The sequence below is a fragment of the Leptospira sanjuanensis genome (assembly GCF_022267325.1).
Lineage (GTDB): Bacteria > Spirochaetota > Leptospiria > Leptospirales > Leptospiraceae > Leptospira > Leptospira sanjuanensis.
The window spans coordinates 237,830-264,232 of sequence record NZ_JAIZBG010000001.1 but is presented as its reverse complement, the minus strand read 5'-3'; the positions used below and the strand labels follow the sequence as shown (position 1 = coordinate 264,232).

Annotated in this window: 20 protein-coding genes, 1 tRNA gene and 1 pseudogene; 14 read left to right on the top strand and 8 right to left on the bottom strand. The window is 45.6% G+C overall.

Features of this window, described 5'->3' with window-relative positions:
• Nucleotides 1–4 precede the first annotated feature (4 nt).
• Together nirB and LFX25_RS01260 are read right to left on the bottom strand one after the other, a co-directional pair.
• Nucleotides 5–2,530: a nitrite reductase large subunit NirB gene (gene nirB, locus LFX25_RS01265; protein ID WP_238728497.1), complete on the bottom strand. Its 2,526-nt coding sequence runs from the start codon at nucleotides 2,528–2,530 to the stop codon at nucleotides 5–7.
• A 30-nt stretch (nucleotides 2,531–2,560) separates the two neighbouring features.
• On the bottom strand, nucleotides 2,561–3,772 hold the full coding sequence (locus LFX25_RS01260; protein WP_238728496.1) for a nitrate/nitrite transporter: 1,212 nt from the start codon (nucleotides 3,770–3,772) through the stop codon (nucleotides 2,561–2,563).
• A gap of 413 nt (nucleotides 3,773–4,185) precedes the next feature.
• Here LFX25_RS01260 and LFX25_RS01255 point away from each other — a divergent pair, with 413 nt between their 5' ends.
• The 4 genes and pseudogenes from LFX25_RS01255 to LFX25_RS01240 all read left to right on the top strand — a co-directional run bounded on the left by LFX25_RS01255 (nucleotide 4,186) and on the right by LFX25_RS01240 (nucleotide 12,898).
• On the top strand, nucleotides 4,186–7,704 hold the full coding sequence (locus tag LFX25_RS01255; protein WP_238728494.1) for a molybdopterin-dependent oxidoreductase: 3,519 nt from the start codon (nucleotides 4,186–4,188) through the stop codon (nucleotides 7,702–7,704).
• Nucleotides 7,705–7,942: 238 nt separating this feature from the next.
• Nucleotides 7,943–9,550: pseudogene (locus LFX25_RS01250) on the top strand (alginate export family protein); the annotation flags it as partial.
• Nucleotides 9,551–9,870: 320 nt separating this feature from the next.
• Nucleotides 9,871–11,451, top strand: a complete 1,581-nt coding sequence (locus tag LFX25_RS01245; protein WP_238728491.1) for a DEAD/DEAH box helicase — start codon at nucleotides 9,871–9,873, stop codon at nucleotides 11,449–11,451.
• Between the two features lie 112 nt (nucleotides 11,452–11,563).
• Nucleotides 11,564–12,898 (top strand): formylglycine-generating enzyme family protein, encoded by a 1,335-nt coding sequence (locus tag LFX25_RS01240; RefSeq protein WP_238728490.1) that lies wholly within the window; start codon nucleotides 11,564–11,566, stop codon nucleotides 12,896–12,898.
• 178 nt (nucleotides 12,899–13,076) lie between these two features.
• On the opposite strand, the gene LFX25_RS01235 is transcribed toward LFX25_RS01240, so the two are convergent.
• Nucleotides 13,077–13,877 carry an SDR family NAD(P)-dependent oxidoreductase gene (locus tag LFX25_RS01235; RefSeq protein WP_238728488.1) on the bottom strand — a complete coding sequence of 267 codons (801 nt, stop codon included), beginning with the start codon at nucleotides 13,875–13,877 and terminating at the stop codon, nucleotides 13,077–13,079.
• A 202-nt stretch (nucleotides 13,878–14,079) separates the two neighbouring features.
• On the opposite strand from LFX25_RS01235, the gene LFX25_RS01230 reads away from it, so the two are divergent.
• From LFX25_RS01230 to LFX25_RS01215, 4 genes are all read left to right on the top strand, one after another.
• Nucleotides 14,080–14,736: a DUF2889 domain-containing protein gene (locus tag LFX25_RS01230; protein WP_238728484.1), complete on the top strand. Its 657-nt coding sequence runs from the start codon at nucleotides 14,080–14,082 to the stop codon at nucleotides 14,734–14,736.
• Nucleotides 14,737–14,881: 145 nt separating this feature from the next.
• A tRNA-Thr gene (locus LFX25_RS01225) sits at nucleotides 14,882–14,953 on the top strand.
• 49 nt (nucleotides 14,954–15,002) lie between these two features.
• Nucleotides 15,003–15,947 carry an AEC family transporter gene (locus LFX25_RS01220; RefSeq protein ID WP_319936817.1) on the top strand — a complete coding sequence of 315 codons (945 nt, stop codon included), beginning with the start codon at nucleotides 15,003–15,005 and terminating at the stop codon, nucleotides 15,945–15,947.
• Nucleotides 15,893–17,044: an ankyrin repeat domain-containing protein gene (locus tag LFX25_RS01215; RefSeq protein ID WP_238728482.1), complete on the top strand. Its 1,152-nt coding sequence runs from the start codon at nucleotides 15,893–15,895 to the stop codon at nucleotides 17,042–17,044. Before LFX25_RS01220 ends, LFX25_RS01215 begins: the two co-directional genes overlap by 55 nt.
• Nucleotides 17,045–17,079: 35 nt before the next feature.
• Here the strand turns inward: LFX25_RS01215 and LFX25_RS01210 are convergent, their stop codons facing one another.
• Nucleotides 17,080–17,637 (bottom strand): LOG family protein, encoded by a 558-nt coding sequence (locus tag LFX25_RS01210; RefSeq protein ID WP_238728481.1) that lies wholly within the window; start codon nucleotides 17,635–17,637, stop codon nucleotides 17,080–17,082.
• 127 nt (nucleotides 17,638–17,764) lie between these two features.
• On the opposite strand from LFX25_RS01210, the gene LFX25_RS01205 reads away from it, so the two are divergent.
• Nucleotides 17,765–19,036, top strand: coding sequence for an LA_2444/LA_4059 family outer membrane protein (locus LFX25_RS01205; protein ID WP_238728479.1), 1,272 nt, complete (start codon nucleotides 17,765–17,767; stop codon nucleotides 19,034–19,036).
• 70 nt (nucleotides 19,037–19,106) lie between these two features.
• On the opposite strand, the gene LFX25_RS01200 is transcribed toward LFX25_RS01205, so the two are convergent.
• On the bottom strand, nucleotides 19,107–19,628 hold the full coding sequence (locus tag LFX25_RS01200) for a DUF6580 family putative transport protein (RefSeq protein WP_238728477.1): 522 nt from the start codon (nucleotides 19,626–19,628) through the stop codon (nucleotides 19,107–19,109).
• 126 nt (nucleotides 19,629–19,754) lie between these two features.
• Here LFX25_RS01200 and mazG point away from each other — a divergent pair, with 126 nt between their 5' ends.
• Genes mazG through LFX25_RS01185 form a run of 3 tightly spaced genes read left to right on the top strand, consistent with a single transcriptional unit; the run spans nucleotide 19,755 to nucleotide 21,735 of the window.
• A complete protein-coding gene (mazG, locus tag LFX25_RS01195) occupies nucleotides 19,755–20,570 on the top strand; it encodes a nucleoside triphosphate pyrophosphohydrolase (RefSeq protein ID WP_238728475.1) in 816 nt (271 codons plus the stop codon).
• Nucleotides 20,567–20,950, top strand: a complete 384-nt coding sequence (locus LFX25_RS01190; RefSeq protein ID WP_238728474.1) for an LIC_13241 domain-containing protein — start codon at nucleotides 20,567–20,569, stop codon at nucleotides 20,948–20,950. Before mazG ends, LFX25_RS01190 begins: the two co-directional genes overlap by 4 nt.
• Before the next feature lie 2 nt (nucleotides 20,951–20,952).
• On the top strand, nucleotides 20,953–21,735 hold the full coding sequence (locus tag LFX25_RS01185; RefSeq protein WP_238728473.1) for a response regulator: 783 nt from the start codon (nucleotides 20,953–20,955) through the stop codon (nucleotides 21,733–21,735).
• Between the two features lies 1 nt (nucleotide 21,736).
• Here LFX25_RS01185 and LFX25_RS01180 read toward each other — a convergent pair whose 3' ends face one another.
• The 3 genes from LFX25_RS01180 to LFX25_RS01170 all read right to left on the bottom strand — a co-directional run bounded on the left by LFX25_RS01180 (nucleotide 21,737) and on the right by LFX25_RS01170 (nucleotide 24,383).
• A complete protein-coding gene (locus LFX25_RS01180) occupies nucleotides 21,737–22,453 on the bottom strand; it encodes a hypothetical protein (protein ID WP_238728472.1) in 717 nt (238 codons plus the stop codon).
• A gap of 89 nt (nucleotides 22,454–22,542) precedes the next feature.
• The gene (locus LFX25_RS01175; protein ID WP_238728471.1) at nucleotides 22,543–23,739 is read right to left on the bottom strand and encodes an NADP-dependent isocitrate dehydrogenase; all 1,197 of its coding nucleotides are present in this window, start codon (nucleotides 23,737–23,739) and stop codon (nucleotides 22,543–22,545) included.
• Between the two features lie 68 nt (nucleotides 23,740–23,807).
• Nucleotides 23,808–24,383 carry a hypothetical protein gene (locus LFX25_RS01170; RefSeq protein ID WP_238728470.1) on the bottom strand — a complete coding sequence of 192 codons (576 nt, stop codon included), beginning with the start codon at nucleotides 24,381–24,383 and terminating at the stop codon, nucleotides 23,808–23,810.
• 213 nt (nucleotides 24,384–24,596) lie between these two features.
• Here LFX25_RS01170 and LFX25_RS01165 point away from each other — a divergent pair, with 213 nt between their 5' ends.
• Both LFX25_RS01165 and LFX25_RS01160 read left to right on the top strand, forming a co-directional pair.
• Nucleotides 24,597–25,016, top strand: coding sequence for an LIC_13246 family protein (locus tag LFX25_RS01165; RefSeq protein ID WP_238728469.1), 420 nt, complete (start codon nucleotides 24,597–24,599; stop codon nucleotides 25,014–25,016).
• 32 nt (nucleotides 25,017–25,048) lie between these two features.
• Entirely contained in the window at nucleotides 25,049–26,200 is a 1,152-nt protein-coding gene (locus tag LFX25_RS01160; protein WP_238728468.1) for a hypothetical protein, read from the top strand.
• The last annotated feature ends 203 nt before the right edge of the window (nucleotides 26,201–26,403 follow it).

Here is a 26,403-nt window from a genome sequence, read left to right as displayed (position 1 = left end):
CTCCTTAGGTCACCGATAGTTCTTTCTTTTGCCAATCCACCGGACGGATCTGGCCTCTTTCTTGGATGAATTTCACGTTCGTATCCGGTTGATCGCTGTTGACGAAGTGTTTAAACTTCTTCTGTTTTTCAGGATCGTCCACAACCGCCTTCCATTCGCAATGATAGCTGTCGACGAGCATCTGCATCTCGGCTTCAAGCTGTTCGTTGATTCCAAGACGATCGTTGACGATCACGTCCTTGAGATAATCGATTCCTCCTTCGAGCTGATTGAGCCAAGCCGCGGTTCTTGTAAGTTTATCCGCGGTTCGGATATAGAACATCAGGAATCGATCGATGTATTTCACACAAGTGTCTTCGTCGATGTCGGCCGCGAGGAGCATCGCGTGCTGCGGAGTCACTCCTCCGTTGCCTCCTACGTAAAGATTCCATCCTTTTTCGGTCGCGATTAAACCGAAGTCCTTGCTTTGCGCTTCCGCACATTCGCGGATACAACCGGAAACGGCGGCCTTCAATTTATGCGGAGAACGAATTCCACGATAACGTTCTTCGATGCGAATCGCAAACGAAGTACTATCCTGCACGCCGTATCTGCACCATGTCGAACCGACGCAGCTCTTTACGGTTCTCATCGCCTTACCGTATGCGTGACCGCTTTCAAAACCTTCGTCGACCAAATCCTTCCAAATATCCGGAAGGTCTTCCATTCTCGCGCCGAGAAGATCGATCCTTTGACCTCCGGTGATCTTGCAGTAAAGATTGTATTTCTTTGCAACGGCTCCGATCACGATGAGTTTTTCCGGAGTAATTTCACCGCCCGGAATCCTCGGCACGACAGAATACGTTCCGCCTCTTTGAATGTTTGCAAGATACTTGTCGTTCGTATCTTGAATTTCTCTGTGATGTTTATGAACGATCGTCTCGTTCCATAAACTCGCAAGAATCGAAGCGACCGCCGGTTTGCAGACTTCGCATCCTTTTCCTTTACCGCTTTCCGCGATCACATCGTCGAAAGTTTTGAGTTTTTTTACCTTGATGACTTGGAACAATTCCTGTCTGGAAAACGGAAAGTGTTCGCAAAGATGTTCCGTTACGACTTTACCGAGCAATTTTAATTCTCCCTTAAGAAGAGAATTCACCTGAGGAATACAACCGCCGCATCCCGTGCCGGCTTTCGTGCATTCCTTCAAACTGCCCATCTCGTAACAGTCTTTGTCGCGAATCGCGTTTAGGATGTCGCCTTTGGAAACGTTGTTGCACGAACAGATCTTCGCCGTGTCCGGAAGCGATCCGGCACCAAACGTCGATTCGGCAGAGACGGAACCTACGATCAGACTTTCCGGTTCGGAAGGAAGTTCGATCTTGTTTAAATACAACGCAAGAAGGTTTCCGTAAGCGCTCGCGTCTCCTACTAGAATTCCTCCGAGAAGCGTTTTACCGTCCTCGGATATTACCAATTTCTTATAAATCCCCGTAAGAGGATTTTTGAATGCGATGGGTATGTGTGGGCATTGTCCGAGAGCGTCTCCGAAAGAAGCGACGTCCACTCCGATCAATTTCAATTTCGTGGATAAGTCCGAACCCAAATACGACTTGGATTCTCTTTCCGAATAACAAAGATTATGTGCTACGGTTTCGGCCATTTCGTAACCGGGAGCCACGAGACCGTAGATCATTCCGTTATGAAGCGCACATTCACCGATGGAATAAATTCCGTCCGCGCTCGTTTCGAGAAGATCGTTTACCTGAATACCGCCCCTTTCTCCCACCGCGATTCCCGCATTCTTTGCAAGTTCGTCCCTCGGTCTGATTCCGGCGGAAACGACGAGCATTTCCGTCTCTAAAATCGAACCGTCTTGAAATTCAAGACCGGCGAATGCGGCTTCACCGATCGCTCGTTTGGTGTTCTTTTCCAAAAGAATCGAAACTCCCAGTTCTTCTATTTTCGATCTGAGAATGGAGGAACCCGCTTCGTCCAGCTGACGAGGCATCAATCGAGGAGCGAACTCCACGACGTCGGTTTTGAGATTCATATCGACGAGCGCCTTTGCGGCTTCCAATCCCAAAAGTCCTCCGCCTAACACGGCGGCGGTTTTTACGGACTTTCCGTATTCTAAAATTTCCTCTAAGTCTTCGATAGTTCTATAAACGAAAACCCCTTTCTTATCGATTCCTTCGAAGGTCGGAACGAAAGGAGCGGAACCGGTGGCAAACACGAGTTTGTCGAAGGAGTAAACCGCTCCGGAAGAAGTTTCCACTTTTTTCGAAACCGGATCCACCGAAGTCACTTTCTCCTTCAGGTGAAGATCGATCCCGTTCTGTGAATACCAGTCCTCTTTCGAAAGATACAAAGGATCCACGGAACGGTTTGCGAAATATTCGGAAAGATGAACCCGATCGTACGCTCTTCTGGGCTCCTCTCCGAATATTAGAATATCAAACTTTTCGATTCCGCCGAATTCAACCAATTTCTCGACCAATCTATGGCCGACCATCCCATTCCCGACTACGATCAACTGTTGCTTTGACATTTTTATTTTTCTCCCGATAACGTAACTGGATTAAGCCGTTTCGATCTCGAGTTGAGATTCTTCCATGCGATTCCAAACGTAAAAGTTCGTTCCGTATAAAACGGCCGCTGCGATCAAAACGATCACACCGAGAACCGTGAATCCCGCGGCATACGTTCCCCAGCCGGACTTCAAGGAACCGAGAAGATTCGGCACCATAAATCCGCCTAACCCGCCGAAGGCGCCCACGAAACCGGTGACGATTCCGATATCCTTTTTGAAACGGGAAGGAACCAACTGAAACACGGAACCGTTTCCGAGTCCCAAACACAACATCAGGAAGATAAATAAGGGAAGAACAAGACCCAAACTCGGAAGAGTGGAGATTCCGAAAAAGATCATCGACACCAAAAGAAGAACGATACAAAGAACGGTCGCTCCTCCGAATTTATCGGAGAGATAGCCGCCGAACGGACGGATCATACTTGCTCCGATGATGCAATAGGTCGTATATAAACCGGTAGTAACCTTATCCGCGCCGTATTGATCGTAAAAGAAGATCGGTAAAAAACTCGCGAGCCCTACGAACCCTCCGAACGTAATGCTGTATAAAAAGCTGAAGATCATCGCGTCTCTGGATTTAATCGGAGCGAGATATTCCAAAATCGTTTTACCGGACGAAGGAACGGCTTCTTCTTTCGCAAAAAAGTAGAAGAAGATAAACACCAAAGACATCGGAATCAAAGCGAATCCGAAAACCGCATGCCATCCGAAGCTGCGTGCAAGATCCGGCGCGAACAAGGTTGCGATCACGGAACCGCTGTTTCCGGCCCCCGCGATTCCCAATACCAAACCTTGGTATCTTGCAGGATAACTTTTACTCGCAAGAGGGAGCGCAACCGCAAAGCTGGAACCCGCAACTCCGAGAAGAAGACCGATCGCGAAGATTTCGGCCATAGAATTTCCGAACTGCCATCCTAAAAAGAGAGGAAACATCGTGAGCAACATTCCGGAAAGGGCAACCTTTCTCGATCCGAATCGATCGGATAACAAACCCATCGGAATTCTTAGAAGAGTTCCTCCGAGCAAAGGAATCGATACCATCAAACCCTTCTGAGCGGGGTTTAAGCCGAATTCTTCGGAGAGAAAAACTCCGAGAGCCGCTAAGAGCATCCATACCATGAAGCTGAAATCAAAGTATAAGAATGAACTTAAAAGCGTAGGGAAGTGACCGGCAGATAAAAATTCTTTAATCTTTTTCATTTTTAATTTTTTTCCTTATTCCTAAGGCTCCTCTGAGACTCCTTAAGAAAGAGAGCAAGAACCGTACCAGTTTCGGTTTATTTTTTGAGCGGAAAGTCGAGAAGAGCCGTTTCCAGAGAGAATTGTCGTCTTATAACTTGAAAATTTTATTCGAGGGCCTATTCCAAATTCGTACGAATCGAAATTCTCTCCGGCGTTTCGAGGGTTGATGCGGAAAAAATCAGCAATTAGTCTAAAATTCTACACAAAGTCATCAACACTTTAGATATATTATAATTTACTAATATATTTCATTTCGATTACGCATTCATAAACCGACCTTTGAGGATTGCGATACCGATCGGATTCGGGAGAAACTTAAGATTCGATTTCAGCATTCCGAACCTGGTACCATTCTTGCATAAACTTATTCTGTGAACATTAGCGAAACGTTTAAAACTACCTGCTCTTATTGCGGCGTAGGATGCGGAGTTCTTATACAAAAACATTCCGAAAAGGAACTGAAAGTGGAAGGAGATCCCACCCATCCGGCAAACAAAGGTCTTCTTTGTTCCAAAGGAATGAATCTCAACTATTCTCTGTTAAACCGTTCCGATCGTTTATTCCATCCGACGATACGAAAAGATCGAAATTCTCCCCCTATTAAAACCGATTGGGAGACGGCTCTTCAAAAAGTCGCGCAGGAGTTTAAGAGAATCATCCAAGAACACGGACCGGACTCCGTCGGATTCTACGTTTCCGGTCAGTTGTTAACGGAAGAATACTATGTGGTGAATAAAATCGCGAAAGGTTTTATCGGAACCAACAACATCGATACGAACTCAAGACTTTGTATGAGTTCCGCGGTCGTGGGTTACAAAATGGCCTTGGGGGAAGACAGTGTTCCCATCAGCTACGAGGATATAGAACTCGCGGATTGTTTTTTGGTCGCAGGCGCCAATCCCGCTTGGTGCCATCCCATTCTATTTCGAAGAATCGAAGCGAGAAAACAATCGAATCCGAACGTAAAACTGATCGTCGTCGATCCGAGAAAAACCGAAAGCTGCGAGGACGCCGATCTTCATCTGCAGATTCGTCCGGGAAGCGACATTCATCTTTTTCACGCAATTGCAAGAATTCTAATAGAACACGGTCGAATCGATTCCGAGTTTTTAAAAAATCATACCGAAGGTTTCGAGGAACTCAAAGAAAAAGTATTTCAACGATCCGTTGAGGATTGCGCAAACGCTTGCGACATTCCTTCCGAGCAAATTTATACCGCGGCGGAATGGATCGGAAATTCGAACGGATTTCTTTCTCTTTGGGCGATGGGCCTCAATCAAAGCGTGATCGGGGTCAATAAGAACCTCGCCCTTCTCAATTTATCCTTATTAACCGGAAAGATCGGCAAACCCGGATCGGGTCCGTTCTCTCTTACCGGACAACCGAACGCAATGGGAGGCCGGGAAGTCGGCGGTCTTTGCAATCTTTTACCCGCTCATAGAAACTTGGCAAATCCGGAACATAGAGCGGAAGTCGCCGAGTTTTGGGGAGTCGATTCCATTCAAGAGAAACCTGGATACAGCGCGACGGAGATGTTCGATCATCTTCGCACGGGAAAAATGAAGGCGATTTGGATCATCTGCACCAATCCTACCGTGAGTCTTCCAGACGCGCGTCTCGTCGAATCCGGTCTTCGCTCCGCGGAATTTGTGGTCGTTCAAGATATTTCCAAGGATTCTTCGGCGATTCCGTTCGCGGACGTCGTGTTACCCGCAGCCGGTTGGGCGGAAAAACAGGGGACGATGACGAACTCCGACCGACGAATTACCTATCTTCCGAAAGTGATCGACCCTCCGGGAGAAGCGAAAGCGGACACTTGGATCTTAAACGAGTTCGCCAAAAAGATGGGATGGAATTCTTCCTTTGCGTTTCAAAACGAGGGAGAAGTCTTTCAAGAACATTGTCGCTTAACAAAAGGGACGAACATCGACATTGCCGGATTGGATTATTCGATCCTGATGGAAAAGAGATCGGTTCAATGGCCGTATCCCGCGAAAGACCACGGCGGAACCGAACGCCTTTTTACCGATCGCAAGTTTTACAGACCGAACGGCAAAGCGAAGATTCACGCGGTCGAACCCGAGGACAGTTCCGAAAACGCGACCGAGCATTTTCCATTAATTCTTACCACGGGAAGAATCCGCGACCAGTGGCATACGATGACTCGTACCGGCAAAGTACGCAAACTCAACGAACACAAACGCGAACCGTATTTGGAAATTCATCCGAACGATGCAAGAGTCAGAAACATCGAGGAAGGAACGATCGTTGAAATCTTCAACGAAAGAGGAAAAACAAGAGTCAAAGCGACGATCACCCAATCGATCAAAGAAGGCGTCGTGTTCCTTCCGATGCATTGGGGAAAACGATTGGGCAGAGACGATTCGCGCGCGAACAATCTTACGAGCGGAGCTTACGATCCGTTTTCTAAACAACCCGGTTTTAAAATCTCCGCCGTTCAAGTGAAGGTTTATCAAAAACGGAAAGAAAAGATTCTCATCATAGGCGGAGGAAACGGGACTCTTGCCTTCCTGCGTTCTTACAGAGCTTTGGACTCCGAAAGCGAAATCACCGTTCTTTGCAAAGAAAAGAATCCGTTTTACAACCGCATCCTTCTTCCGGATTACATCAGCGGGGAAAAAATCTTCGGAGATTTGACGGGAGTCAGCGAAGAGGAAATTCTTTCCTGGAACTTCGATATCTTTTCGGACACGGCCGTCACTCAGGTTCATCCCGAAGGGAAAATCGTCCGAGACGACAAAGGCAACACACATTCTTACGATAAGCTCATCTTCGCAACGGGAAGTTCTCCGTTTATCCCGAATATGATTCCCAAAGAAATGGACGGGATCTTTGCGCTTCGTTCCAAAGAAGACGCGGAACGAATCAAAGGTTTTTTCGTGAGGGACACCCACGTTTTGATCGTGGGCGGAGGGCTTCTCGGCTTGGAACTTGCGGCCGCATTAAAATCTTTGCATGTTCGCGTCAGCGTTTTGATCCGAACGGACAGACTCATGTCCAAACAACTCGACGCAGTAGCCGGTGAAATTCTTAATGAAGAAATCGAAGCGAGAGGAATCGAAATCATCCGCAATGCCGAGATCGTCAAGATAAAGGGAACTTCCCGCGTTCAAAACATCAAACTCAGCGACGGAACCGTCATTCAACCCGATGGAATCGTGTTCGCGACGGGAACAAGCGCCAATCTTCAATTGGCAAAACTCGCCGGCATCGAATGCAAAAACGGAATCTTAGTCGATCCGTTCCTGCGCTCCTCCGATCCGGATATTTATGCGATCGGAGAAGTCGCCGAACATTCTTCCGGCATGTACGGGACGGTCTCCGCTACGGAGGAACAATCCAAAATCGCGGCCAATCATATATACGGATACGCATTCGATTTTTATAATGGATCGATTCATTCCAATCTGTTAAAAATTCCGGAACTCGATCTCGTTTCTTTACGACTTGCGGATACTCCTATGGATCTTTCCGAAGATAAATCCGGCGAATACGAAGAGATCGTCTTTCTCGATCGAAAGCGCAGGAAGTATAAGAAGTGCATCATCAAAGGAGATAAACTCGTCGGGGCGATTCTCATCGGTGATAAATCGAACTTTCAAGAATTCAAAGAACTGATCTCCAGCGGAATCGAACTCGGAGAAAGAAGGGAACAGCTTCTTTCGGGAGGAGGTGCGCAAAGAAAACCGGTCGTAGGCAAGTTAGTCTGTTCCTGCAACGGAGTCGGCGAAGGTAATCTCTGCGAAGAAATCAAAAACGGAATCAAGTCCGTGGAAGAACTCGGTAAGACGACCGGAGCCGGAACCGGATGCGGAAGCTGCCGTCCCGAGATTTCCAAAATCCTAAAAGCGAATGTAACTCCGGTTTAGATGCGAAACACGAATCTTAAAAAAATACAAATGAAAGGGTCCCCAATTGAAAGCTTGCAAAATGAGAGTTTCCGTACTCTCCTTTATCTTATGTACGTTCCTGAACGTAGAAATCAACGCTCAGGAAAAAAAGGAAACGGCCGCTCCGGAAAACTCACCTAACACGAGTCAGTCGATCACCGAACCGTCCTTCAAAGAACAACCGGTCGTCGCTCCCAAACAGGACGCCGCGATTCTTCCTAAGGAAACGAAAAAAGAAGTTCCCTGGTACGAAACCGTCAAGTTCGGCGGCTTGATCCGAATCCGTCCGGAAGCGAAGTACAATTACGATTTTGATCGATTCAAAAACGACAATGCTTCGTTCGTCGGGGCCAAGGCCCAAATCTGGATCGAAAAGGAACTCACCGAAAAAACGAAAGTCAGAATCACGTTGCAGGATTCCGTTCTTTGGGGCGGCGAAAAAGGTTCTTCCAGCGGACTCGATACCGCAAACGAAAACACCAGACAATCGGTGGGAATTCGGGAAGCCTGGATCGAATCCAAGGATTTGATCGGTCCGATAGCCCTTCAAGCGGGAAGACAGATTCTCAAATATGGAGATGAAAGACTTGTCGGCGCGTTGGAATGGACGAACGTCGGCCGCAGCTTCAACGGTTTTCGTTTGAAGTTGGATAAGGAATTTTTTTCCTCGCATGCGTGGGCGATGATCGTCGGTGAACAAGATTCCGATATTGCGGGCAATACGACGTACCTCGGAAAAAGAAATTCGTTTCCGGTTCAATACAATTGCCCGGCAAACTCTCCGTCGACTCCCGCCTGCGCGCTGTCAGCCGATCTCACCAAACAACAGCAAGGGGATGCGACCTTTACGGGTTTTTACAACACGTTCAAACCTTCTAAGTTCCTGCACATAGACGGCTATTACATCGGGCTTTATCGTAAATGGCTTCCTCAAAACAATTCCACGATTTTACTTTTGGCAAATCCGGAAACCGTTCCGAGAGATTCAAGATACGATCAACTTCATACGTTCGGATTCAGACTTACCAACAGAACGACCAAGGAAAAGAAATCAGAAATTCCGTTCGACTTTTCCATAGAGTACGCGATGCAAACGGGAAAAACGGGAATCAACGTAACTCCCGGTTGGGATTCGTTGAACACGAACGTTTCCACGATCGATCCGCTTACGGGAAAAACCGTATCAAAAAATCTTTATAAAGAAAGACAAGGATACGATGCGTTCGCTTTCGCGCTCGACATAGGATATACGATCGGTTCGTTTCGACTCGGTGCAGAATACGACGTCGCCAGCGGAGATCCGAATCGCAAGGACGGAAAGGTCGCGACATTCTCCAATTTATTCCACTCCAATCACGTATTTTACGGAGAAGCGGATCAAGTCAGTTGGGTCAACATGGTAGGCAAGTCCGCAAACTTGACTTGGGACGGAGGAGAATTCGGAAAATTAAGAATCGCCTATTGGATCGTGGACAAACAGAAGATGCAAGACGGTTGGTATGACATCACCGGAAATCTGAAAGACGGCGCGAGCACCGAATCCTATACAAACGATCGCTACAAAAATCCGTATCCGCAAAGCGAAAAGGGAGTTCTGGATCAAAGAGGAGTCGGAACGCTCGGAAAGAATTTATTCAGAGAAATCGATATGGTTTATTCGGTGAAATACAAGGATATTCTGTGGGCGCTCGGTGCGAGTTGGATCTATGCGGGCGACGCCGTCCGGGGAAAACTCAACGACGATTCGATTTCTCCAGAATTTCGAAAAACGAGTTTTCTTCCACAGGCTCAGTTCGCTTATCTTTCGATGACGGCTCAGTTCTGAGAGAAACGATCCGTACAACTTAATAAATTTAGAATATAGTTTATATAGGATCGCCTTATGATCTTTTAAATCGAAGCCGAAGCCGTCGAGAATCCAATCAATTCTCGACGGCGTTCGATTCTTTTATACTTGTGTAAATAGCCTCTTCTAAAATCGTAGTAAATACAAGACGTCTTATCAAACGAAGACGTAAAACATCTCCCGATTCCAACTTTCCTCTCTTTCGTCGGTTTTGTGATCTTCCGGATTCTTATCTTGAAAATTCAAAGTATTAGAGGTTCCCGGAATACGGTCGATTTATTGCTTTGAAAGGAAACTCTATGAAGAAACTCAAGTTTAGCGAACTAAACTTATCCACCGAAATCCAAAACGCGATCGCAGAAATGGGTTTTGAAGAAGCCTCTCCGATTCAATCGGAAGCCATCCCCGTCATTTTAAAAGGAAAAGACATCATCGGTCACGCGCAAACCGGAACCGGTAAAACGGCCGCATTCGCGATCCCAACGATCGAACTTCTCGAAGTCGAAAGCAAACATCTGCAAGCGCTGATTCTTTGTCCCACCCGCGAACTCGTGATCCAAGTCAGCGAACAATTCCGCAAACTCATGAAATACAAAGGGAACTTCGAAGTAGTTCCGGTTTACGGCGGCCAAGAAATCGACAGACAGCTTCGCGCTCTTCGCAAAAATCCTCAGATCGTCATCGCCACTCCCGGAAGAATGATGGATCACATGAGAAGAGGTTCGATCCGTCTCGAAGACATTAAGATCGTCGTTCTGGACGAAGCGGATGAAATGTTGGACATGGGCTTCCGCGAGGACATGGAATTTATTCTCAAAGACACTCCTGCGGATCGTCAGACGATCATGTTCTCGGCGACGATGACCGACGAAATTCTCACGCTGATGAAACGTTTTCAAAAACATCCGCAAATCATCGACGTAACGCATCAAAAACTCAGCGCTCCTAAAATCGAGCAGATCTATTATGAGATTCAGGAAAACGCGAAGGGAGAAGCCCTCGCGAGATTGATCGAATACAGAAACGTAAAACTCGCATTAGTATTCTGTAATACAAAAGCGCAAGTCGACACGGTTGTGGAACTTCTGAAATCCAGGGGTTATTTCGCGGAAGCTCTTCACGGAGATCTCAATCAAAAACAAAGAGACAAGGTGATGAACGGATTCCGGAACGGAAGCATCGAGATTCTCGTCGCGACCGACGTCGCCGGAAGAGGAATCGACGTGAACAACGTAGAAGCGGTGTTCAATTACGACCTCCCGAGAGACGGAGAGGATTACGTCCACCGTATCGGTAGAACGGGAAGAGCGGGTAAAAAGGGAATCGCATTCTCCTTTATCGTCGGGAAACAAATCTACAACCTCAAAAAGATCGAACGGATCAACGGAATCAAAATCGAATTGGGAAAAATTCCCACGTTAGACGATCTCGAAGAAACGAAAATTCATTCTTATACTTCTAAGGTAAGATCGATCGTGGATGCGGGTCATCTTGCGAAATACGTCAACCAAGTCGAAAAACTGATGGGCGATGACTATACGGCGCTCGATATCGCGGCGGCTCTTTTCAAGATGACGATCACCAAAGACAGCATTACCTTCGACGATTCCGTTCAATTCGAATCCAATTTTAAATTCGATGAAAGGGATTCTTCCAAAAAGAAATCCGGCGGTGGCGGAAGATATAGAGATCGTAACTTCGGAAGATCGGGCGGCGGCGGTTCAAAACCTAAATCCAATTCAAGCGGTGGAGGCGGCCGCTCTTATGGATCTCACGGAGGCGGCTCGGGCTCCGGTGGCGGTTCAAAATTCTCCAAAGGCGATCGAAATCCGAAATCCGGAGGCGGCTCTTCTTCTTCCTTTAAGAAAAAGAAGAAATAAGCCCGTTCGGAAAGGGAAAGAATCCCTTTAAAATTCGTTTCCAGATCGGAAATTTCTGCCGAAGATAAAACCAGACGACCGTCTCTCACCAACGAGAGGCGGATGAAACGGTATGATTTCCTACTTGCTTCCAAAATCGAAACGATTCATTGCCTTCTTTTCCATTCTTCTTTTGGGATGGACCTTTGCCGCATTATTTTCCCAAGAACAAGAAGATCCTTCTCTCAATTTAAGAACGGTTCCTTTTTGGAGAGGGGAAGTAGAAGCCGTCTATAGAGGCAAGGGCAAGGTAAAAATCCGTATTCGAAGGGGATCGGTTTTTTACGGAAAAGAAGAGGAAGAAATCAAGGCAGTTCTCGAAAGAAAACCGAGCTATTCGGTTATACAAACCGCGCCTGAAAAAGAAATCGGTTCGTTCAGCATTCGTCAAATCTCAATCTCCTATCAGACAAATCCGAAAGGAAAGAAAGCCTCCGAAATCGAACTCTTTGGAACGTTTACTGCAAATGCGGGAATTCCCGAAAGTCTATTGACTGCGGGCACGTTTATCCAAGACTACAAACAAGAAGTAGCCTACGTCGAACCCGGCGCCTTCTTCACCGAAGATAGAAGAAGAACCCGACCAGCGAAACAGATCAGACATCCGCGCGACGGAAAAGAAATGGTTTTTGTCTCCGGCGGTTATGAACAAAACGGAGAACTGTTTTACGAATCGATGGGATTTTTTCTTCACGGACAAGGCAACGAACCGGCGGAAGACAGCTACAATCCGTTTTACTTCAAACCGGAACGGGGAAATCTACAAGACATCTCCTCGTTCTACATCGATAAATACGAAGTTACCAATCAAGAATATTCAAAATTTCTAAAGGAAACGAATACGCCCGCGCCTCCCCATTGGAAAAACGGAACGATTCCGGTCGGCAAAGAACACCATCCTGTGAACGGAGTGACGTATCGCGAGGCCGAAGCCTACGCGCGTTGGTCCGGCAAACGTCTTCCCACCGAAATGGAATGGGAAAAGGCGGCGCGCGGAACGGGAATCACTTGGATGATCAACCGGGACGAATCGTATTCTTTCTTTCCGAACCCGATCGAATATCCGTTCGGCAACGATTTCGATTCTTCCCTTTGCAATACGTTGGAAAGTAAGAAGATGGATACGATTTCCGTTTACGAACTCGCTAAAAAGTCCGCGAGTCCTTACGGTGCGATCGGAATGTGCGGAAACGTTGCGGAATGGACGAGCTCGGATTATCTTCCGTATCGGGGACATTCACTCAAACGAAACGCATTCGGAAAATTGCATAAAGTCATTCGCGGCGGTTCCTTCGCCTCTACCAAAGAAGAATCCACGACGTATTTTCGGTCCTTCGGTGGAATTCCGAATTTGAAAACGGATCGCAGAGCGGGAATCCGTCTGGCCTGGGATCTGCCGGGTAAGTGATCGATTAACGGAAAGATTTTGTGGGAGTTCCGACAATCGCCCGTAAAACGAAACGGCCCCACCCTTGTTTGGGCGGAGGTGGCGGGTTTGCGGGAAGAACTCGGGAAATTTTCCTTATCACAGAACGACATTCATTTCAAGACAAATTCCTCGTCCTGAAATGTTCCGACAAACTTTCTCAAGTGACCCTTGCTCTTCTCAAAAGCCGATCCAACAGCGACGGTGAAAATCGGCTGATCCAATACGCCAACATCTCCCGAAACTGCGAAGGGTAAACGTCCCTCTTTTTCGATTCGATCGCTTTCAAAATAATCGAAGCGACTTTCTCGGTAGACATTCCGTTCTTAATTCCTTCGTCCATGATTCCGTAGGCGGAACCGTCCGAAGACAAAGCTTTTACGGAAATATCCGTCTTAACGTAACCGGGAGAAACGGTCATAACGTGCATTCCGCTATCTGACGTTTCAAGCCGAACGCTGTCCATAAAAGCCTGCACAGCGTGTTTACTCGCCGCATAACCGGATCTATATTGGGTCGCGAATCTTCCCTGCAAAGAAGAAACGGCTACAAAATGTCCCTGATTCTGTCTGAGTTCCGATTCCAAAAACCGAAACAAATGAATCAAAGGATAGAAATTTACGTTCATTAGACTTTCGTAAACTTTAAAATCGGTTTCACGCGCAAGTCCGCGCATGCTGATCCCCGCGCTGTGAATCAGTCCGTCGATACGACGCACCTTCTTACGAAATTCTTCCGTGATCTTTTTGAGTTGGGAAGAATCCGAAACGTCGCACGGAAGAGCGATGACCTTATCGGGAAAAGGCGCTTCACCTTTTACTTCTTTTAACAATTCTTTTCTCCGCGCAACCGCCCCGACTACGGCTCCGTTTCGATTGAGTTCCAATACCAAAGCTTTTCCGATTCCGGAACTCGCGCCTGTGACCAAAAACGATTTTTCCAAAAAGAACGAGGTTAACATAAAACCGAAACGACGATAACAGAAATTCCGCGAAAAGCAAATGAAAATAGCCGGAAAAATTCTTTAGCGAATCGCCTACCTTTAAAAGATGATCTTATCGAACGCCGATAAAAACGGGATACCGAGTCGGAAAACAAAATCGTTGCGTTTTCTTTTTTCCGAACAAATCCATATAAAAGCGTTTTTCAGATAAGAGGTTGTCATGAGCGCGTTGCAGGAAATCAAAGATCGGATCCGTTTTCGAAACACGGACTTTCAAAGAAATTACGAAAGCAGATATTACTGGTTTCCCGAAGAATCTCCCCCTTTCTGCATCATCGAAGTCAATCAATACGATCCGTACCACGATATGACTCTGTATCTGGAAGTGGATCTCACTACGATGAAAATCGTAAAGTCGGGAGTGGAGGAAAAACGGGTTCCGTATGAAAGTTGCCCCGCGGCGATCAAAACATACGAATATCTCGTCGGCGAGGAAATGTCCTATTCCAAACTGATGAATCGTTTTCCGGCGGATAAAACGTTAGGTTGTCTTCATATCAACGAATTGATTCAAAACGCGGCGATGAATTTCCATTCCGCCTATGCGTTTTATCTTAAAGAGAGAAATTTCCCCGCACCGCTGGACGAATACAAAATGTACGAAGGCGACCTTCCCGCAAAAGAAAGAAGGGAAATCGGAAGACATTGGTGGATGAAGGACAGAGGAGTCAAAAATTCCTGTTATTCTTTTTCCTATCGTCACGAAAAACCGGAACTCAAAGATCAAGTGAAACATCTTGACAGCATCACCGCAATGATGGTAAAAGAATTTAAGAAATCGAAAAAAGATGGATCAAAACAATCCAAAGTTCCCTGATCGTTTTGTTTGTCCGGTTTGTAACCTACCTTCGCACGTTGTGTACGTTCATGGACATGGACAATGCAGTCTTTGCAAAACGAACATAGAACCCTGTTGTTCAGGAGATTGCAGCGAAGTCTTTTTCGATTTCCGATCCGCACACGCCCGCTTAGCTCAGGGGTAGAGCATTTCCCTCGTAATGAAAAGGTCGCCGGTTCAATTCCGGCAGCGGGCTAAACCTTAAAACTCTTGCCGTTTCGCTTTCGCTTTAGACTCTGTCCATCGTGTCCCAACTCATTCTCATTCCGGTTTGTTTAATTGCCGGTTGGATACTCAAACGCGGGAGAATTTTTCCGGAAAATTCCGGAGTCGCACTCGGAAGTTTCGTCATCTATATTTCCTTACCGGCTTTGATTTTGGCCAACGTTCCCTCGATGAAACTCGAAACTTCTTTGATCTTTTTAGCCTCGATGCCCTGGCTGATCTTCGGCCTATCCGTCGCCTTCTTTTACGGCGCGACGAAATTCTTCGATTGGGATTCGGAAACGAGAATCGCACTCACGCTTTGCTGCGGACTCGGCAACACTTCCTTTTTAGGACTTCCCGTTTTGCGAATGTTTTACGGAGAGCAAATCACCAATGCGGTTTTGATCATCGATCAATTCGGAACCTTTCTTTGTCTTGCGATTCCCGGATTTATCTTAGCATTGCGCTTTCTTTCCAAAAACGAACGGGAAAAAAGCGGAAGTCCGTTGCGATCCATTTTGAAAAAGCTCTTCACTTTCCCTCCGTTTCTTGCTTTACTTTTTTCGTTTTTCCTAAGACTTTTCACCATTCCGGAATCGATCCATTCCGCATTGAAAACTTTGGGAGAAACGTTGGTGCCGATCGCCTTATTTACCGTCGGATTTCAAATGGAACTTCCGTTCATGGGTTCATCCTCAAACGAATCCAAAGACATCTCCCAACCCTTGATTGTCGGCCTGATTTATAAATTGATCTTTGCCCCAATCGTGGTATTTCTAATCTATCGTTTTTTGAATCTGAATCCGAAACACATAAAAGCGGCCGTATTGGAAGCGGGAATGGCGCCGATGATTACGGCTTCCATCGTTTCCATTCAGATGGGATTTAAACCGACGCTTTCCGCGGCTCTTCCGGGTGTCGGAATTTTATGTTCGATCCCTACTTTGGTTTCGCTCTATTTCATACTGGAGAATTTTTTCTGACTGATTTTTCCGACTCACTGATCGATCTCTTTTCCGCGGTAAAAACGGGAAAGAACGATGAAATCCAAAGACTTCTTTCTTTGATGGAAGGAGCGGTTCTCATCGATTGGCTGAAAGAATACCGGGACAATTACGGATCGGGCGTATTATCCTGGGCGGTGAAAAATTCCGACCGGGAAGCGATCGAACTTCTACTCGAGGCCGGTGCGGACCCGGACGAAACCAACGCAAGAGGAGAAACTCCGTTGCTGACCTCGCTCGATCAAGGCAACGAAGAATTGATCCGAATCTTTTTGGAAGCGGGAGCCGATTCCGGGAAAAAAGATTTTTCCGGAAATACTCCGTTGGCGAAAGCCGTAAGCACCGGAAGTCTGCAAATCGTGGAGATGATTTTCGAAAATCTTCATTCCACGCCGGATCTTGAAGAAAGAAACGGAGAAGGATATACACCTCTTCTTTTAGCCGTCGATCTAGGACATTTTACGATCGTGGAATATCTTCTCGATAAGGACGCGGACTTCTTAAAAAAGAATTCCGAAGGAAGAACGATTCTTCATCTCACGGCTCTCCACAACGATTACGAAATTCTGGACCTGTTTTTGGAAAAAGAAGAAATTAAAACGATTCTGGAAAACAGGGACGCGGACGGAAATACCGCGCTTTTACTGGCAGCATCGCACGACAGCGTCGAATGTCTAGAACGACTTCTGAAAATCGGAGCCGACTTTTTAAAGATGAACGCGTCCGGAAAGACGGGATTGGAAGAGGCGGAACGGCAAAAATATCATCACGTTTCCAAGATTCTCAAAAAGGCTCTGACCGATCGGTTATTCACTGCCGCAGAACACGGAGAAGACGATATTTGCAGAACCATTTTACATCTCGGGATTTCTCCGAACTCGATCGATCAAAATGGAAATACGCCTCTTCACATCGCAGTCATCCATGATCGAGTTTCAACGGCGACTCTTTTGCTCACCTCGAGCGCTTCACAATTCTTAAAGAACTTAGAAGGCAAATCGGCTTTGGAACTTGCTAAAGAAGGCGAAAAAGAGGAATTGATTCAACTCCTGGAACCGGAACCCGAAAAAGAGTGATCGGGTTTTAGTCCGGTTCGTCAAAGAATGTCGTATTAAACGAAACGTTTGCTAAGAAGATCAAGCAATTCCTCCGGATCTTCCGAAACGATCAGACCTTCTTTCGTTTCGCGATCTAAAAATCCGTCGTCCACCATTCTCCCCAGCTGCATCAATAGATAATCGAAGTAGCCGTTTACGTTCAAAAGACCGAGAGGTTTCGAGATCAGCTTCAATTGATTCCAAGTCGTGATTTCGACGAGTTCATCCAAGGTTCCAATTCCGCCCGGTAACGCGATAAAACCGGAAGACTTCTCGTACATCCGAAACTTTCTTTCGTGCATGGAGGAAACGATCATCAGATCCTTCACCCGATCGTGTTTGACTTCTTTGATGGAAAGAAAATCGGGAATGATACCGGAAACGGAACCGCCCTTCTCCATCACAGCGTCAGCGATCGTTCCCATGATTCCGCAGGAAGCGCCTCCGAATACTAAATCGAATTTTTTTTTCACGAGCAAATGACCCAGATCCTGAGCCGCCTTTGTATAGATAGGATTGGTTCCGGAACGCGAACCGCAAAAAACGCAAACTGCCGACTTGGTTAAATTCATAATCTCTCTAATTTCGTTATTTTCAGCGAAGAGAATTCTGTAATGTTTTTCTTTTTCAGCACTCGGGAAAAAAATGTTTGAATTTCGAATTCTTTCGTCTTATCTATTCTCTCACTCTTTAGAACCTATGAAAAAGCAAATTCAAAAAACCGTTCCCCTCCTTCTGACGATCTTTTTTCTTCTGTTTCAAACGAACGTGTCCGGACAACAGATCCGAAACGCACAATCCGATCCCGACGCTCTGGAAAGAGAAGCCAACGAACTCGAACTCAAAGCGGGCAAGGCGCAAGATCCCGTAACGAGACAACGGATGATTCTCGAAGTTCAAAGAAAAAGAGCGGAGGCTTCCGAATTAAGGGATAAACTTCACGAACAGGAACTCACGAAAGCTCCGAAAGGCGCCACGTTCGAGATCTCGGTGTTGTTCAATCAAGCGACTTGGGTTCCCGAACCTTTGGCAAGAAGACAAAACGTTTCCACGAACGAATTGAATTCCTTTCTTTATACGAGCGGCTTTTACCAAAGCGTAAATACGATTGCGCGCACCGGCGGTTTCGACGCACATCTCATCAACGATACGGGAAGTTTTTATTCCGAACCGCAAGGGAACACAAAAACGGCGTATCCGATCCGAATGCTGTTCTTAACCGAATCCAAAAAATTCGGAGTGGAAGCGACCTTCTTGGATTTTAGAATCAATCCGTCTTATACTTCTCTGAATGTCAACCCCACCGCGGGCAACTTCAACCAGACTTACAGCGTTTACGGACCTCAACTCAGAAGAACGGACATTCAACTCAACCTTCTCTATTTTTTCGAAACCGGATCGGGAACGAGACTCGGACCTTCCATCGGAGTTCGCAATTTGGACATTTATTCGAAAGAATACGGAAATCTTCCGGGCGGACTCGGATTCGGTAATTTGGAGGAAAAAGCGGGAGGAATCGGACCACAAATCGGATTCCGGATCGTAAAGAAGCTCAACAACTTCTTTCAATTCCACGTGAACGCGGATTACTTTAGAACATTAGGAAAATATCATCTAAAAACCAGCAGCACGACTTTGTACAACGGCGCTCAAAACTTTCTGGTCGCCGAAACCGCAGGTTCCGCGGGAGAAAACCTTGTCAAACGCGGCGGTTATCAAATCGATACGGGCCTTTCTTTTTCAAGAACGAGCTGGCTCAAGTTTATGGTGGGATTTCAATATACGGAGATGAGATCTTCCGTGAGCGGATACAATTACAATGCGAATCTGCTGTTTCCGGATGCAGTAAGCACAACCGCGCTCAATACGATCACTAAGCCAGTGGACTTATCGACTACAAGACCTGCCTTGGAAAAAGAAGTGATCGATACGTATTACGGATTTTATCTCGGGATAGGAATCGTACTTTAAAGGAAGAGAGGAAGACTACCCTTCGAGAACCGTTTCGGGTCATCGAAGGGATCGTTTTTAGAGAAGAGAATTACTTTACTGAAACGGGAGCCGGTTCCATCCAACCCACTCTTTCGATCAGAGCGAATCCTCCGAAAAGAACGGTCGTATAAAATAGATCTCCTAAAAGCGCATTCTTAAAAAACGGAATCGCCATCAGATAACACTGAACAAGACCGTTCATATCGTACGTGTAATAACCCATAAGCCAGACGTAAAAGTTCGTAACGATAAAGAAAAGAACCGAACCGCCTAACGTCCAAAACGCGATTTTTTTCACGGAAGCAGATTCTCTTAGCTGCCAACCGGCCACGACCAAAAGAAGGGTCATTCCGTAGACGACGAAAACCTGATCGTGAAAACCGAGAAACAGATTGCTGATCGTAAGTGCAAGGATCGGAAGAAACAACGAAAGTTTCTTAGAAGCGAAATACGCTCCTGCGAAAAGAGAGATCGCAAGAATCGGCGTAAAATTGGCCGGGTGCGGCAGTAAACGACTCGCAACCGCGATCAGAACGAGTGAAAGAACGATAAAACTTTTTGAACGTATCATTTTTGGTAGCATACTTCGATTTTACGGTCCACGTCAATCGAATCCCGATTCAAAATCGGACGAAAAGGGGTGCAGAGTCCGCTTGGTTTTAAAAAATTGGAACAAATCTCCCTTTGGAGGCCCTCCATGCAGGCAAACTCACTCACGGAAGAAATCGGTAAACTGCAAGAGGTAACGGCCACGCTGCGTGGGGAAAACGGTTGTCCTTGGGACAAGGAACAGGACCACCAGACCTTGGTTCCCTATCTCATTGAAGAATCGCAGGAAGTCATCGAAGCCATTCTCAAAAAAGACGACGAACTTCTCAAAGAAGAATTGGGAGACCTCCTCTTTCAAGTCGTGTTTCACGCAAGGCTCGCAGAAGAAAGAAACGCATTCAATTTAGGAGACATAGCCAAAGGTGTGTCCGATAAGTTGATTTTTAGACATCCGCACGTATTTCGCCCGGAAGAACTCACGTTATCCTCTTCTCAGGAAGTGATCGAAAACTGGGAAAAAATCAAAGACAAAGAAAAGAAGAAACCGAGTTACTCGTCTATTTTTTCAAACGTCCCGGAAAATTTCTCCTCCCTTTTAAAAGCGGAGAAATATCAAAAGAAAGCGGCCAAGGTCGGATTCGATTGGAAAGAAGTCGTGGACGTGCAGGGAAAAGTAAGAGAAGAGATGGAAGAATTCTTAGCGGAGTTCGGAACGACGAAATCGGACGGAACCAATCAAGTAAGAATCGAAGAAGAATTCGGAGATTTACTTTTTAGTTTAGTCAATCTTGGAAGACATCTCGGAATCTCCGCCGAGTCCGCGCTCACGAGAACCAACGCGAAATTTAAAAATCGATTTCAATACATTGAAGAATCCTTACAAAAAGAAGGAAGAACCCCGAACGATTCCAACTTGGACGAAATGGATCGTTTATGGAATCAAGCGAAAGAGCTCGAAAAATGAGCGAACCGAATTCATTTGAAACTAGAATCGAAAAAACGAACGACTTGATTTCGTTTCTTTCCGGTCTCTTTCCGATGAATTTAAAATCCGGTGAGGAAGAATGGCCTCGCACCTATGAATTCGTTCATCTCGAAAAAAAATACAAAGCGGTCTTTTCTCTGTTCGGTTCTTTTACGCTTCTGCCTATCGAGACGCAACAAGTTGCCGGAACATCCCCGATTTTTTATCTTAGTTTAGATACGAATCCATCCCAACAATTCATTTGGGCAAAACCCGATCGAGAATCGATGAACGATCCGAACCGAATCGCAGATGAATTGCAAAATCAAATTCGTATTTACGAAGCGGGGATTTCGGAAATCAATTCCGGAGAAAAATAGATTTGAAAGTGCTCGTTTTAGATTCCGGAGCCACGGTAAGAAGAATCATATCTTCTTTTTTTCCTGCGGAAGATTTTCAAATCGTAGAAGCCGGATCGGCCAAAGAAGGTTTGGATCTTGCGTTTAAGGAACATTTCGATCTGATCACGATCGGCATGATTCTCCCGGACGCGGACGGTTTTACAGTCTGTAAAATCATCCGCAATAGCCAACGGGAAAAAAAAGACAGCGCATGCAAGAATTCTAAAATATATCTGATTACATCCGGCGATATCGAAGCGAACCGCGCCAAGTCCGCGGAATTCGGTTTTGACGGAATCTTTCCGAAACCTTCCGGAATTGACGAGTTCAAGATCGTCATCAAAGAAATCATCGAGTTGGCTTACGGATCGGAAACGAACCATCACGCGGAAACGCATACGATCGGAAAAATTCTGATCATCGACGATTCGGAACTGAATCTGCTTTTATTGGGAAAAATTCTGAAAAAGAACGGATATACGTTTCAGGCGTTTTCGGAAGGTAAGAAGGCTTACGAATATCTGGAGTCGAGCAACGAGCCGGTTTCCACCATTCTAACGGATTGGATCATGCCTAATTTTTCGGGAGAAGAGCTCGTGGAAACGATTCGGAAACAGGAAAAGTTCGACAAAATTCCGATCGCGGTAATCACGGGTTTGGAAGAAAACGCGGGAACGAACATAACCGTTCTTCACAAAAACGTACATGTTCTTCAGAAACCGTACTCCGAAAGAAAAATCCTGGAATATATTCGAAAAATATAATTTAGTTCGATGCGGGGAATTGAATTTCTCGGACGACGTCGGGGTGACAGTCCGTTCTGAATTCTCCCGAAAAAGATTTTAAACCCGAATACCACTGCCCGTTTTCATATTGCAAGTCGTTCCAATATAAAAACAGGGTCGCATCTCCGAACTGATTGTTGATTTGGATTTGCTGGATTTCTCCGGTAGGGGAAGGTTCTTTGACGAACGTTTCTCCCGAAAAGGAAACTATCTGAATCTGAAACGGTTCGACCCGATAGGGAGTCCCCTCTTTCCGTTTCTGAGAGGATTTTAATTTCCAGCCGGTAATCTTGATCTTGGAAACCTCTTCGAGCTTTAAAGATTTGGAATACGTGATGTTGCTTTTTTTGTGTTGGAACTTGAATTCGAGAGGAGGATTTTTCCAATATCCTTCCACATCGCGCCCATCGCAAAGAATGGCTTTGATTTTCTTTTCTCCCTTTTCGTCCACGCCGGAACCCGTTTGTTTGCTCGGTTCTCCTCTTTGATTGCGTGAATCGGAGTTTACGGTGGGTTCCGTTGGTAGCGTAGGTTCTTTCGGTCCTTTTTGAGAGAAAAGAGAAAGATTGAAAGATAAGACTAAAAGTAAGAATGTAAATGCAAATCGTGCAAATGAGGGCTTTGCTGAAATTCGGAAATCGCGTACGCTTAAACAGAAAGAAAGAATTCGGTTTGAAATCGAAATCTTGAAGTTCATAATCGAGATATAATCGACAACTCTGAAATTCCCGACCGTCGGACGCGGAAGCCGGTTCCGATCCTTTAGTCGGGAACTTTCAGTGACGATTAAAGTTTTTTCTGAATCGCTTCCATAAACTGGAATGTGTCCAGAGACTTCGCTTTCGGATCCGTGCAGAGAAGAGTTAAGTCTTTCGTCATTTCTCCGCCTTCGATGGTATCGATGACTGCTTTTTCGAGTTTTTGACCGAACGCGACAACATCCGGAGTTCCGTCCAATTCTCCCCTTTTGATCAATGCTCCGGTCCACGCAAAGATGGATGCAACGGAGTTCGTAGAAGTGGTTTCACCTTGTTGATACTTACGATAGTGTCTGGTCACGGTTCCATGAGCCGCTTCGTATTCGTATTTTCCATCCGGAGAAACGAGCACGGAAGTCATCAATCCCAAAGATCCGAATCCGGATGCGACCATGTCGCTCATCACGTCCCCGTCGTAGTTCATGAGAGCCCAGAGCATACCGCCCTCGTTTTTCATGATCTGCGCAACAGCGTCGTCGATTAAATAATACTGATATTCGATTCCCGCTTTTTTAAGATCGTCCGCTTTCGCTTTTGCGAGTTCGTCGAAGATCGCGCGGAATCTCGCGTGATACTTTTTAGAAATGGTATCTTTCGTTGCAAACCAAATGTTGATCTTTTCGGAAAGCGCGTAATTGAAACAAGCCTGTGCAAAACTAAGAATCGATTTATCCAAGTTATGCTGACCCATGATTACGCCGGCTCCATCGAAGTCGTGGATCAAAGCTCTTTGTTTTTCTTTTCCGTCTTTTCCGGTATAAACCAGTTCCACTTTTCCGGCTTCCGGAATGTAGAGTTCGGTGTCCTTATAAAGATCTCCGTAAGCGTGACGACCGACTGTGATCGGTTTTACCCAAGAACGAACCGCAGCCGGAATATTTTTTACGATGATCGGCTTACGAAAAACGGTTCCGTCGAGAATCGAACGAATCGTTCCGTTCGGAGATTTCCATTCTTGTTTGAGATTGTATTCTTTAACTCTGTCTTGGTTCGGAGTGATGGTCGCGCATTTTACGCCCACTCCGTATTTTTGAATCGCGTGAGCGGAATCAACCGTAACCTTATCGTCGGTTTTATCGCGGTATTCCACGCCTAAATCATAGTAGTCCAGTTCGATATCGAGATACGGATGAATGAATCGATCCTTGATCTCCTTCCAGATGATCCTGGTCATTTCGTCCCCGTCAAGTTCTACGAGCGGGGTTTTTACCTTGATCTTTGCCATTGAGTTCTCCTTTAAAAATCTGCGATGATATAATAATAGAATATTATTCTGTTCTAAAGTCCTTTCGGTTATTGGGAAGGAAAATTCGGACTCTCCGTGATTTTCATAATCCCGTTTCTCAGCCAGGAGAGATTCTGCATTTCGAAATAATTGATTGCGACCGGAAGAGATACGATTCCGATCACAGAAAAATAACGGTATTTGAGAGAATCCTTCGTACCGAATCCCTGAATGGTTTTTTCAAGGCGAACAAGAATTCGTTTCCAGCGAAGAAAGAGAGGTTTCAATTCGGGATTACAATCTTCGAAAAAAAGTTCTTCAGCGCTTTGCGTAATGATCTCTTTCAAGCCGATCGGCAATGCGGGAGAGCCGAACTGATCCCGAAAACGGACCAAATCTTTTTCGATTTCTTCTTCGGATTGTCTTGCGATAGGAAGAATGGAACTGATTCCGATCGAGATCGGAAGCGAAACCCGGAGAAAAAAATCTCCGGCTACCATAGCTTGCAAAAAGGAACGGATCGATTCCCGAGGGGTTGTCGAATAATCAAGCTGCTTGGAACTAAGATTCTTAGTAGTCTGAATGATAAATTGGGTCAGCTTGATTTTCTCTGTCCAAAATATAGCCAGCAGGTCCGATTCCATGGTTCTGAATGATACTATTTAGATTTTCGCTTTTTTAGCAAGATTTATTAAAAGGAAGTATTTCAATGCGAACGGCTAAAATCCCTTGAAAAATACCCCTTCCGTTTAACCCAAAACGGGGCTTTCCGTCTTTTTCTTTTTCCGTTCGAAAAAAAATCCGCCTCGCGTCGCCGCAACGTTGAATCCTCGGAACCGCTTCCATCGAGGTGACCGATGGCGCAGACGATCGATTTGAATCAGGGAGAATGGATGAAGCTCGTTTCCAACCGGAGAGATTTCTTAAAAATCGTATCTACGCTGAACGACTTCTATATTCCGAAAGTTCCCCTTAAACAATTGAACGAGGGGCAAAAGTTACGGGTAAAACTCGTAAGGGAAGAATCCGAAAATTTCGACGTTTTCTTAAAGCGTAGAAAGGAACATGAATTCGTAATTTTTTTACGGGTCGGAAAACGATTCGAATCCTGGATTCATCAAGACGGGATTCGTGAAGCAAAGGATTATTTTTTGGAACAGGGAAAAACGGATCACCCGATCTTTCAATGTCCGTGCGTTTCCGACCTTTATGAGGAGAATTGCGTTTTTGCTGAGGAGAAGGAAACGAAAACCTTCGACCGCAAAGATTCTGCTTGATCAATTCCTTGTAAGACCGAAGGATCTTCGGAATGTTTGGAAGAATTCGCTTTCACAAAAGAATCCATTCGGCCCGGTCTTTTTGTAACGTTAGAAACTTCGGTTCCGTGTTTACGCTGTTTGCAGAATTTTGTCTTTTCTTTGCATTGAGCGGTATTGTTTCTCTTTATGCCGACGATTCGACGGTTTTAAAAAGGGCCGGAATCAAGGATTATTCGTTTCAACCCTATTTACAGGAAGGTTACTTTCAAGCCTGGAATTATTCGTATCGAGACGAAAAAACGTTTATCTACGCGACATTCTTAGTCAGCAATCTCGGACCGGGAACGAAGAACTGCGGTATCAGTTTGGTCATTCATACGCTTGGAGAAGGAACTCGGTTCATCACGAAAGAATTCTCCGCAAAAGAATTAACCGCGGAAAAAGGAAAGTTCGATCTCAAAATAGAAAACAACCGGATGGCCCTCAATGGAGAAGGCATTGAAATCCAGCAAGATGCGGAGAATATTAAATTATTCTTATCCTTCAAATCGGATTTGAAACAGGGAATTTCTCTTTCGGGCGGAAAACATCCCGTCAAAGATCCGAGTGGATTCGTGCAGGCCGATTTGGCGTATTCTTTCCAATCAGCGTGGGGATATTTGATACAAGACGGAAAAAAGAAAGAACTATTAGGAACCGGCGGGCTTGAACATCTTCTGACAAACTACGAGGTTTATAAATACAGTCGCCGTTGGGAATTGTTTCGCTCTATCAACGGAAAGGAATTCCGTTTTTATACGGGGGGGTTTTTAGGGAACGATTCTTTTCCAGGAGGTTACTTTAGAACAGCTGCGATTCTAAGTCCGGAAGGAAAGACGGTGGTTTCCGGTAAAGTTACGAAATTTGAAGTCTTAGAATCGGAAAAGGAACCGTTTTCGGGTTACGATCTTCCCCTTCGGGAGAAGTTCCATTTTGAAGACGGTTGTTCCGCCGAAATTGTTCGGAAACAATCCGTGGGAAGCATCAATGTTCTATCGAATATTTCTTCCGTCCTTCGTTTTTTTATTCGTTTGTTTTTTGCCAAACCATATCAGATTTATTCATTAGCGGATTTGAATGTATCCTGTCCCGGTAAACATTTACCCGCCGGTTCTACGGAAACGTTCAACGGGATTCTTTCTTATTATCTGATCAATCCGTGAGTGCGAATTAGTTGTAATTTGTGTTTTTGTCGTGACTTTATTTTACGCGATTTGGATTGCTTTCGGCTCATTTTGATAAAGTGCCGGAACATTTAAATTTTTGTTCGGAACCTTTTTCGAACGAGGAAAACCGATCATCCACTTTTTCAATTTTCGTGGCTTTGCGACCTTAATGGAGAAAGAGTTTGTAAATAAAGGAATAC